Origin of the sequence: Pseudomonas sp. GM48 (genome assembly GCF_000282335.1) — a bacterium.
GTDB lineage: Bacteria > Pseudomonadota > Gammaproteobacteria > Pseudomonadales > Pseudomonadaceae > Aquipseudomonas.
Map to the genome: position 1 here is coordinate 26,854 of NZ_AKJM01000033.1, position 9,999 is coordinate 36,852.

Sequence of the window (9,999 nt, forward strand, 5' to 3'; positions counted from 1 at the left end):
ATGGGCAGTCTAGCGCGGGGCGCTGGCTGGCGATGTTTGGGGAATGGATGAGGCGACTGACGGCACGGCAGCATGGCCGTGTTCGTCGCATTTGCAGGACAGGCGCTCGCCGCTGTCGACGTTCATCAGGGTCAGGGCGCCGCCCCAGACACAACCGGTGTCGAGGGCCGAGACACCCGGCTCGTCACACTTGCCTTCCAGTGCAGCCCAGTGACCGAAGAGGATTTTCAGACCTTTGGTCTTGCGTTCCTTGTGCTGGAACCAGGGCTTGTAGCCAGGTGGGGCGGTACCGAGACCTTCCTTGCTCTTGAGGTCGAGTTTGCCTTCGGCGGTGCAAAAACGCATGCGGGTGAAATAGTTGGTGATCACCCGCAGACGCGTCACGCCTTTGAGGTCGTTGTCCCATTTCGCCGGATCGTTGCCGTACATGCCATCGAGGTAGGGCGGCAACAGGTTGTCGTCACGCAAGACAGTCTCGACTTCGGCGGCACACTTCAAGGCTTTGCGCAGCGACCACTGGGGTGGAATGCCGGCATGGACCAGTGCAACGTTGCGCTGTTCGTCGTAGTGCATGAGCTTTTGCTGGCGCAGCCATTCCAGCAGCTCGGCGCAGTCCGGCGCGTCAATGATCTCGTGCAGGGTGTCGGCCTTTTTCAGGCGTTCGATGTTGCGTCCGGCCGCCAACAGGTGCAGGTCGTGGTTGCCGAGCACGCACACCAGCGACTCGCGGATGCTATAGAGGAAGCGCAGGGTTTCCAGCGACTGCGGGCCGCGGTTGACCAGGTCGCCCACCAGCCACAGACGATCCCGTTGCGGATCGAACGCCACTTGTTTGAGCAGGCATTGCAGGGCTTGAAGGCAGCCTTGCAGGTCGCCGACAGCGTACGTCGCCATCAGTGCAAGGCTCCAGGCACCGCCAGGCGGAAGGGCGCGATGATGGCATCGAAATGCTTGCCGTCGTCGGAAAGCATCTGATAGGTGCCTTGCATGGTGCCGACCTTGGTGGTCATGACCGTGCCGCTGCTGTAGGTGTGGCTCTTGCCGGGTTCGATCAACGGCTGCTGGCCTACCACGCCTGCGCCGCGCACTTCTTCGACATGCCCGTCACCATCGGTGATGACCCAGTGCCGTGAAAGCAGTTTGGCGGGCATCAGGCCATTGTTTTTCACGGTGATGGTGTAGGCAAAGGCAAAGCGGTCGTACTCGGGTTGCGATTGTTCTGCCAGATAGCGGGTGACGACGCTGACGTCGACCTGATAACGAGGATCGGACATGCAAGGGGCCTTAAAAACGAAGCGGGACGCGGGGCGTAGCTGATGGAGTTCAGTCTAGGCCAAGTATCGGGTAGTAGACCAGAGTGCCGTCCTACCCGATAGCGCTCATCACCTGTCAGTCGGCGGCAGGCTTTTGTGCTGCTTGCTCGCTGAGCTTGTCGGCCAGGCGCACGAAGGCGGCCAGGTCGAGTTGCTCGGGACGCAGGCTGCCATCGACGCCGGCGGCTTCGATTTCGGCGTTGCTCAGCAACAGCTTGAGGGTGTTGCGCAGGGTTTTGCGGCGCTGGTTGAAAGCTTCGCGCACGACGCGCTCCAGCAAACGGTGGTCCTTGGCCGGGTGCGGCAGTACCGCGTGGGGCACCAGGCGTACGATGGCCGAGTCGACTTTCGGCGGCGGGTTGAACGCGCCCGGGCCGACGTTGAACAGGTGCTCGACCCGACAGTGGTACTGAACCATGATCGACAGACGGCCCCAGTCACCACCACCCGGGCCGGCAGCCAGGCGCTCGACCACTTCCTTTTGCAGCATGAAGTGCATGTCGCGGATCAGGTGCGAGTTGTGCAGCAGGTGAAAAATCAGCGGCGTGGAGATGTTGTACGGCAGGTTGCCGACCACTCGCAGGCTGCCTGGTGCGGCATTCAGGCTGTTGAAGTCGAACTTCAGTGCATCGCCCTGATGCAGATTGAAGTTGCTCTTGCCGGCAAACTGCTGGTTGAGGATCGGGATCAGGTCCTTGTCCAGTTCCACCACGTCGAGTTGGGCACCGCTGCTGAGCAGACCCTGGGTCAGTGCGCCCTGTCCCGGGCCGATTTCCAGCAGGCGGTCTTCTGTCTTGGCATGAATAGAGCGCAGGATGCGGTCGATAACGCCGGCATCGTGCAGGAAGTTCTGGCCAAAGCGTTTGCGCGCCTTGTGTTGGTAATGCTCGGTCATAAACGGGTCTCGGCCATCTGGTAGGCGGTTTCCAGGGCGACTTGCAGGCTGCCGGTGTCGATCTTGCCGCTGCCGGCCAGGTCCAGGGCGGTGCCGTGGTCGACCGAGGTGCGGATGATCGGCAAGCCGAGGGTCACGTTGACTGCTGCGCCGAAGCCTTTGTACTTCAGCACCGGCAGGCCCTGGTCGTGGTACATCGCCAGCACTGCATCGCAGTGCTCCAGATATTTGGGGGTAAACAGAGTGTCGGCGGGCAGGGGGCCGCGAAGGTCCATGCCCTCGCCGCGCAAGCGCTCCAATGTGGGTTCGATGATATCGATTTCTTCATGGCCCAGATGTCCGCCTTCACCGGCATGCGGGTTGAGACCGCAGACCAGGATGCGTGGCTGGGCGATGCCGAATTTGTTCTGCAGGTCGGCGTGCAGGATTCGCGTGACGCGTTCCAGGCGCTCCGGCGTGATTGCATCGGCAACCTCGCGAAGGGGCAGGTGAGTGGTCACCAGGGCTACGCGCAGGCCGCGTGTGGCCAGCATCATCACCACTTGCGCGGTGTGGGTCAGGTCGGCGAGGAATTCCGTGTGTCCGGAAAAGGCGATGCCGGACTCGTTGATGACGCCTTTGTGCACCGGCGCGGTAATCATGCCGGCAAAGTCCCCGTTCAGGCAGCCCTGGCCGGCCCGGGTCAGGGTTTCCAGGACAAACGCAGCGTTGGCCTTGTCCAGTTGTCCGGCGGTGACCGTGGCGTTGAGCGGTGTATCCCACACATACAGGCTGTTGGCTGGCGCGGGCGCGTCCGGCCAGTTGTCCGGTGTAACCGGCAGCAAGTCGACCGCCACACCCAGTTGCGCGGCCCGCTCAATGAGCAGGTCGCGGCTGGTGATGGCAATCAGGGGGTGGGGCTGGGCTTGCGAGGCGAGCAGCAGGCACAGGTCGGGACCTATGCCGGCTGGTTCGCCGGGTGTCAGCGCGAAACGTTGGGGTTTCACTGTGCTGCCTGGTCGGCGCCAGGGAGTTTGATTTCAACGTACGCTTCGTCACGGATCTGACGCAGCCAGGTTTGCAGCTCTTCGTCGTATTTGCGGTTACGCAATACGGTCATTGCTTGCTGCTCGCGAGCCTGGGTGGTGCTGTCTGTGGCGCGACGGCCAAGGACTTCCAGGACGTGCCAGCCGTATTGTGTCTGGAACGGCTTGGACAGCTGACCTTGTGGGGTCTTGGCCATCACTTCGCGGAACTCGGGCACTAGCGCGCTCGGGTCGATCCAGTTCAGGTCGCCGCCGTTGAGGGCAGAACCCGGGTCTTCCGAATAGCTTTTCGCCAGTTCGCCGAAGTCTTCGCCAGCCTGGATACGGCTGTAGAGCGAATCGGCCAGGGCCCTGGTTTTTGCTTCGTCGCGGATCGGGCTCGGTTTGACCAGGATGTGACGCACATGCACTTCATCGCGCATCTGGGTCTCGCCGCCACGCTTGGCGAGGATCTTCAGGATGATGAAGCCGCCCGGCGTGCGCATTGGCTGGGTGACATCCCCCACCGGCATGGAGCTCAGCAGGCGATCGAACGGAGGTGGCAATTGAGCGGCTTTACGCCAGCCCATGTCGCCACCTTCCAGTGCGGTTTCGCTGGCGGATTTGGCGATGGCCAACTGACCGAAGTCAGCGCCTTGCTTGAGTTGCTGGTAAATCGCATCGGCCTGTTTGGCTGCATTCTGAATCGCGTCGGAGTTGGCGCTTTCCGGCGTAGGAATCAGGATGTTGGCCAGGTGGAACTCTTCGGACAGCTGCATTTTGCCCAGGTCGGAAGCCAGGAAGTTCTTCACTTCCTGCTCGGAGACCTGAATGCGTTCGGCAACCCGGCGCTGGCGTACACGGCTGATGACCATTTCGCGACGAATCTGCTCACGCGCCTCGTCGTAAGACAGGCCATCGCGAGTCAGGGCGGCGCGGAACTGCTCGACCGACATGTTGTTGCGCTGGGCAATGGTGCCGACAGCCTGGTTCAACTCTTCATCAGTAATGCGAATGCCGGAGCGATCGCCGATCTGCAATTGCAGGTTTTCGACGATCAGGCGCTCCAGTACCTGCTGCTGCAGCACGCTGGCTGGCGGCACGGCAGAACCACGCTTGGCAATGGTTTGCTGAACTTCATGAACGCGTTGGTCCAGTTGGCTCTGCATGACCACGTCGTTGTCGACGATGGCCACCACTTTATCGATGGACTGTACGGCGGCACTGGCCGCCGTACTCAGGAACAGCGCGCCCAGCATCAGCGGGCGCAGACAATCAGAAAGCTTGGTCTTCACGTTCACGATAACCTTGAATGCCTTTGTCGAGGAAGCTCTCTGCCTTGGCGCCGGTGAGGCCGCCGAGTCCCTTCAGAACAATTTGGAGGAAGACGCCATGGTCGCCTTTTTCGTTTTGCGGTGCTTGCTGGCTGAACTCGTCGTAATCAACGAAGTAACGGTTGATCAGGCGCAGTTTCCAGCAGCAGCTGTCGTACTCGAAACCACCGAAGGCATCCAGGGTACGGTTGCGGTTGTAGTCATACTGCCAGCGGCTGATAGCGCTCCATTGCGGCACGATCGGCCAGATCACCGAGAAGTCGTGCTGTTGGATCTTGTAGTAGTCCTTCACGAAGCCAGGCTGGCCAGGGGTGCCATAGTCACCGCCGAACTGCCATTGACCGGTGTTCTGGTTGTAGATCACCTGGTCGTTACGATAGCGATAGCCGAGGTTGACGATCTTGTTCGGGTTGTCTTCAGGCTGGTAGTGGAACATTGCACTGCCCGAACGAGGGCTGCGGCTGTCCGGGTCCCAGTTGTAGTCGGCCGTGGTGCGCCAGTCGCGGTTCCAGCGATATTCGTATTCCAGCGCATAAGGCGAAACATTCGAATGTGCATCGGCGCGGGTTTGTGGGTTGATGCCCGGCAACTGTACTTCGCGGTCCTTGAAGAACAAGGCCTGGCCGACACTGATGCGCTGACGCTCGAAACCGTTGTCTTCGATCCAGCGGCTGGTCACGCCCAGGGACAGTTTGTTCTCGTCACCGACACGGTCGGAACCGGAGAAACGGTTGTCCCGGAACAGTGACGCATAGTTGAAGGTGTATTCGCTGGTATCGAATACCGGGATGTCTTCCTGGTCGACCTCAGGCACGTACAGGTAGAACAGGCGCGGCTCGAGAGTCTGGCGGTAGTTCTTGCCGAAATACTGGGTATTTCGATCGAAGTACAGACCGCTGTCGATACTGGCGATCGGCACGCCGCGGTTCTGGTTGCTGTCAAAATTACCGTTGAAATTTTTAGTCCCGGCTGCAGCCGCGGCTTGATCCTGAGTCACGATTTGACTTTTGCCGGTACTGTCCAGGTCCAGCTGGTACTGGGTGTACTGGTACTTGAGCTTCGGTGTCAGGAAGCCGTATGTCGTGTTCATCGGCAGGCTCATGGCGGGCGCGAGATTCAGGCGGTCGCCAGTGGCGCGAGCCAGACCTTGTATGTTGGTATCAATACGGGGCGTCACATTACCGTCTTCGTCGGAGTAGTTGCCGGTCTGCAGATCGCGGTCAAACCGTACGAGCTCGGTGTTGTAGGTGAAATTCAGGCCTTCCGGATGATAAGGCAGCATGCCGTCGAGGGTGAGCTGCGGCAGGCGGTCGTACGGCGTAATGTTCGATACGCTCGCCAGTTCGTATGCCTGGGCGTTCACCCGAGCGGTATAGCTGTCGCCACGATAGGTGACGGAGCCCTGCTGGTTCACGTAGTCGTTGCTTTTCACGCCAATCTGGTCGGTCTGCAGATCCTGGAAGTAATACGGATCGCTGATCTTGGTGTAGTCGACTTGCGTGAGCACTCGCGAGTCGAGACCACCCTTGTGCTGCCAGTTGTACATGTAGCGGGTTTTTTCGGCGTCGGACTGCTTGTCGCGTTCGTTGCTTTCGTCGTTGAGGTACGCCGCACCGAACTGGCCTTCGCTGGACTTGGTCAGGTAGCGGAATTCGCCTTCCATCAACAAGCCGTGCTTTTCCATGTAACGCGGGTACAACGTGGCATCGTAGTTCGGCGCCAGGTTGAAGTAGTACGGGGTGACCAGCATGAAGCCGGTATCACTGCCGGTGCCGATGCTCGGCGGCAGGAAGCCGGACTGGCGACGGTCGTCGATCGGGAAGTAGATGTACGGCGTGTACAGGACCGGAATGTCCTTGACCCGCAACGTCACGTTGGTTGCCGTACCGAAACCGGTGGCCGGGTTCAGGGTGATGTTGTTGCCCTTGAGCTGCCAGGCGTTGCTGTTCGGTTCGCACGTGGTGTACGTACCATCCTTGAGGCGGATGATCGCGTTTTCGGCACGTTTGGCGTACAGCGCATTACCGCGCACGCGGGATTTGTGCATCACGTATTCGGCGTTGTCGACCTTGGCTTCACCGGTGTCGAGCTGCACATCGGCGTGGTCGCCGACGATCAATGCGCCGTTGTCGCGAATGCGCACGTTGCCGTTCAGGTCGCCACGGCTCTCGGCCTGGTACAGGTTGGCTTCGTCGGCTTCGACCTGCATGCTGCCCTGACGCATGACAACGTCGCCGGCCAGGGTCGCGACCTGCTCATCCTGCTTATAGCGGGAGGCTTTTGCGCCGATAAAGGTAGGAGCGTCACTTTTATCCGTCTTGTCGTTCATGCCAGGACGAATCGGTTCGATATAGGAACCGGAGCAATAAGGACCGGTTTCAGCCAACTGTGCGGCGGTGAGCTGTTCGCGCGGAACCCAGTCGAGGTGACTGTAGTCTGCGCTACGTGACTTCAGGCCACGGCCTTTGGATTCGGTGACCAGTACCGGCTTGGCGCCAGTGTCTTCGCTGGAACCGCTCTCGGCCGGGGCTTCGCCGGTGGCGGAAACTGCGCTACCGTCATGGACGGGGCGCGGTGGCATTGCAGCCGCCGGCGTCTTTGGCGCGCAGTCCCAGGAACCCGAAGCAGAGACTGAGCAGTCAAACTGTTCCGCGGCGACCACGTAGGAAGTGGCAAGGGGTTGCAGCGCCAGCAAACTGCCGGTAACCAACAACGGAAATTTTTTACGAAACGCGGGGGATTTCAATGCCATCTTATTAGTCCGGGCTTCCTGCGTGCCATCTGCCCGCGGTGTGGGCCGCACGCCTCTCGATGGTCTGAAAAAGATGCTGGATAATAAAGCATGACCCGCTTGACGGCTAGCGCCGTCGGAGACCCTTGCAATGCCTGATCAAGATGTACGCTTGCAACACCTGAAAGTTTGGCTCGATGAACAATTGGCGACCCTTTTTGCCGAGCAGGGTTGGGGCGTCGTCCCCCCAGCCACGTTGACTGCGGCCAGCAGCGACGCGAGTTTCCGGCGGTATTTCCGTTGGGAAGGCGATGGCAAAAGTTTCATCGTGATGGACGCGCCGCCGCCCCAGGAAAACTGTAAACCCTTCGTGGATATCGCCTTTTTGCTGGCGAAATCCGGAATAAACGTGCCGAAAATTTATGCCGAAGACCTCGAGCGCGGTTTTCTTTTGCTCAATGACCTGGGCAACAAGACCTATCTGGACGTCATCGACAGTGAAAATGCCGACGATTTGTTCAGAGATGCCCTGCAAGCGTTGCTGGCTTTCCAGCAGTTGCCGATGGTTGCGCCTTTGCCGAGCTATGACGTGGCATTACTGCGTCGCGAGCTGGAACTGTTTCCCGAGTGGTACGTGAAGCGTGAATTGGGCATCGAATTCGACGCGGCGCAGCAAGTGCTCTGGCAGCAGGTCAGCGAGCTGTTGATCGACAGCGCCCTGGCACAGCCAAAAGTCCTGGTGCATCGCGACTACATGCCGCGCAACCTGATGCTCAGCGAGCCCAACCCCGGTGTGCTGGATTTCCAGGACGCGGTGTATGGCCCGGTGACCTACGACGTGACCTGCCTGTTCAAGGATGCATTCCTCAGCTGGCCGCAAGAGCGCGTGCACGGCTGGCTCGAAAGCTACTGGCAGCAAGCGGGCGCCCTCGGTATTCCGGTTCAGCCCGACTTCGAGGATTTCCTGCGTGCCAGCGACTTGATGGGTGTGCAACGTCACCTGAAAGTCATCGGTATTTTCGCCCGTATCTGCCATCGCGACGGCAAACCGCGTTATCTGGGTGATGTGCCGCGTTTCTTTGCCTATATAGATGCCGTGATCGCGCGCCGTCCTGAACTGGCCGAACTGGATGTGTTGCTGGCCAGTCTGCGTGCCGGAGTGACAGCATGAAGGCAATGATTCTGGCCGCGGGCAAAGGCGAGCGCATGCGCCCGCTGACCCTGACCACGCCAAAACCGCTGGTTCGAGCAAGCGGAGTCCCGCTGATCGAATATCACCTGCGAGCGCTGGCCGCTGCCGGGTTCACCGACATCGTGATCAATCACGCCTGGCTCGGTCAGCAGATCGAAGACTATCTGGGCGATGGTTCGCGCTATGGCGTGAGCATTCAGTACTCGGCGGAAGGCGAGCCCCTGGAAACCGGCGGCGGGATTTTCCGCGCGTTGCCGTTGCTGGGGGAAGAAGCGTTTGTCGTGGTCAACGGCGACATCTGGACCGATTACGACTTCAGCGTGTTGCATCAGCCTATCAGCGGCCTGGCGCACCTGGTGTTGGCGAGCAACCCGTCCCACCATCCGGCCGGTGACTTCAGCCTGATCGGAACCCAGGTGCACGACGGTCAGCCGCAGGCTCCTACTCTGACCTATAGTGGCATTGCGGTGTTGCATCCGCAGTTGTTCGACGGTTGCACCGCGGGGGCTTTCAAGCTCGCGCCGCTGTTGCGTAAAGCCATGGCTGACGGTCAAGTGACCGGCGAGCAGTTGAAGGGGCACTGGGTCGATGTCGGCACTCACGAGCGCCTGGCCGAAGTTGAATCATTAATAGAAGCGAGCCGCTGAGATGCTGTGGCCAGGGACTCTGATTGGAGCCGGAGCAGGCTTTGCCATAGCCAGTCTTCCGGGGGCCATGCTCGGCGCGTTGTTGGGGCAGGCGCTGGACCGGCGTTTGCACTTGCAGAGCTGGGGGCACTTGCGGGAAAAGCTGGGCGGTCGCCCGGTGCTGCGTAACGACGAGTTGCTGTTTGTCTTGTTGGGGCGTCTGGCCAAGTGCGACGGCCAGGTGATGGCCGGGCACATCGAACAGGCCCGGGCGGAAATGCGTTCGCTGGATATGTCCGAGTCGGCGCAGCGTCGTGCGATTGCCGCGTTCAATCGCGGCAAGTCGGGCCGCGACCGGCTGCACGGTTATCTGCGCCGTCTGAGTGCCCAGCCCTATGCGGCAGAAGGCGTGTTGCGCGCCTGCTGGCGAATGGTGTGGGCCGATGGCCGTGCCGGCCGCAGTGAGCGTGAGTTGATCGGCCAATGGGGCAAGTGGCTGGGCTGGACGCCGCATCAGGTGCAAGCGTTGGCCCACGACTACGAGCCGCAGAAAAAGCCATTGAGCAACAGTGTGCCAAGTTATCAGGAGGCCTTGCGGCTGCTGGGCGTGTCGGCCACCACTGAACCGGCGCAGATCAAGCGTGCTTATCGGCGCCTGCTCAGTCGCCATCATCCGGACAAGATTGCCGGCAGTGGCGCGACGGCGATGCAGGTTCGTGAGGCCACCGAGCGAACGCGTGAACTGCATAGCGCCTATACGCTGATTCGGGAGCGGCGGGATTTTCGCTAGTCGAACAGCTTTGTGTTGCCTGTAATGGCCCCTTCGCGAGCAAGCCCGCTCCCACAGGTTTTATGTCGATTACAAAAGTTGTGTGCGACGTTAATCCTGTGGGAGCGGGCTTGC

The 9,999-nt window shown here is 60.5% G+C and carries 9 protein-coding genes; 3 read left to right on the forward strand and 6 right to left on the reverse strand.

The features are described from left to right. Positions 1-9: 9 nt before the first annotated feature. The 6 genes from PMI28_RS24965 to PMI28_RS24940 all read right to left on the reverse strand — a co-directional run bounded on the left by PMI28_RS24965 (position 10) and on the right by PMI28_RS24940 (position 7,298). A complete protein-coding gene (locus PMI28_RS24965) occupies positions 10-894 on the reverse strand; it encodes a symmetrical bis(5'-nucleosyl)-tetraphosphatase (RefSeq protein WP_007982659.1) in 885 nt (294 codons plus the stop codon). Continuing rightward, entirely contained in the window at positions 894-1,274 is a 381-nt protein-coding gene (gene apaG, locus PMI28_RS24960; protein WP_007982661.1) for a Co2+/Mg2+ efflux protein ApaG, read from the reverse strand. The genes PMI28_RS24965 and apaG overlap by 1 nt, the downstream gene beginning before the upstream one ends. Before the next feature lie 115 nt (positions 1,275-1,389). Further along, entirely contained in the window at positions 1,390-2,208 is an 819-nt protein-coding gene (gene rsmA / locus PMI28_RS24955) for a 16S rRNA (adenine(1518)-N(6)/adenine(1519)-N(6))-dimethyltransferase RsmA (RefSeq protein ID WP_007982663.1), read from the reverse strand. Further along, complete coding sequence (gene pdxA / locus PMI28_RS24950; protein ID WP_007982666.1) at positions 2,205-3,194, reverse strand: 4-hydroxythreonine-4-phosphate dehydrogenase PdxA; 990 nt, start codon at positions 3,192-3,194, stop codon at positions 2,205-2,207. Before pdxA ends, rsmA begins: the two co-directional genes overlap by 4 nt. Next, the gene (surA, locus tag PMI28_RS24945) at positions 3,191-4,507 is read right to left on the reverse strand and encodes a peptidylprolyl isomerase SurA (protein WP_033063094.1); all 1,317 of its coding nucleotides are present in this window, start codon (positions 4,505-4,507) and stop codon (positions 3,191-3,193) included. Before surA ends, pdxA begins: the two co-directional genes overlap by 4 nt. Beyond that, positions 4,488-7,298, reverse strand: coding sequence for an LPS-assembly protein LptD (locus PMI28_RS24940; RefSeq protein WP_007982670.1), 2,811 nt, complete (start codon positions 7,296-7,298; stop codon positions 4,488-4,490). The genes surA and PMI28_RS24940 overlap by 20 nt, the downstream gene beginning before the upstream one ends. 130 nt (positions 7,299-7,428) lie before the next feature. Between PMI28_RS24940 and PMI28_RS24935 the strand changes: the two genes are divergently transcribed. From PMI28_RS24935 to PMI28_RS24925, 3 genes are read left to right on the forward strand one after another with little or no spacing between them, the layout of a single operon-like run. Next, positions 7,429-8,448 carry an aminoglycoside phosphotransferase family protein gene (locus PMI28_RS24935; RefSeq protein ID WP_007982672.1) on the forward strand — a complete coding sequence of 340 codons (1,020 nt, stop codon included), beginning with the start codon at positions 7,429-7,431 and terminating at the stop codon, positions 8,446-8,448. Next, positions 8,445-9,116, forward strand: coding sequence for an N-acetylmuramate alpha-1-phosphate uridylyltransferase MurU (gene murU / locus PMI28_RS24930; protein WP_007982674.1), 672 nt, complete (start codon positions 8,445-8,447; stop codon positions 9,114-9,116). Before PMI28_RS24935 ends, murU begins: the two co-directional genes overlap by 4 nt. A gap of 1 nt (position 9,117) precedes the next feature. Then, the gene (locus PMI28_RS24925; protein WP_007982677.1) at positions 9,118-9,885 is read left to right on the forward strand and encodes a TerB family tellurite resistance protein; all 768 of its coding nucleotides are present in this window, start codon (positions 9,118-9,120) and stop codon (positions 9,883-9,885) included. Positions 9,886-9,999 lie beyond the last annotated feature (114 nt).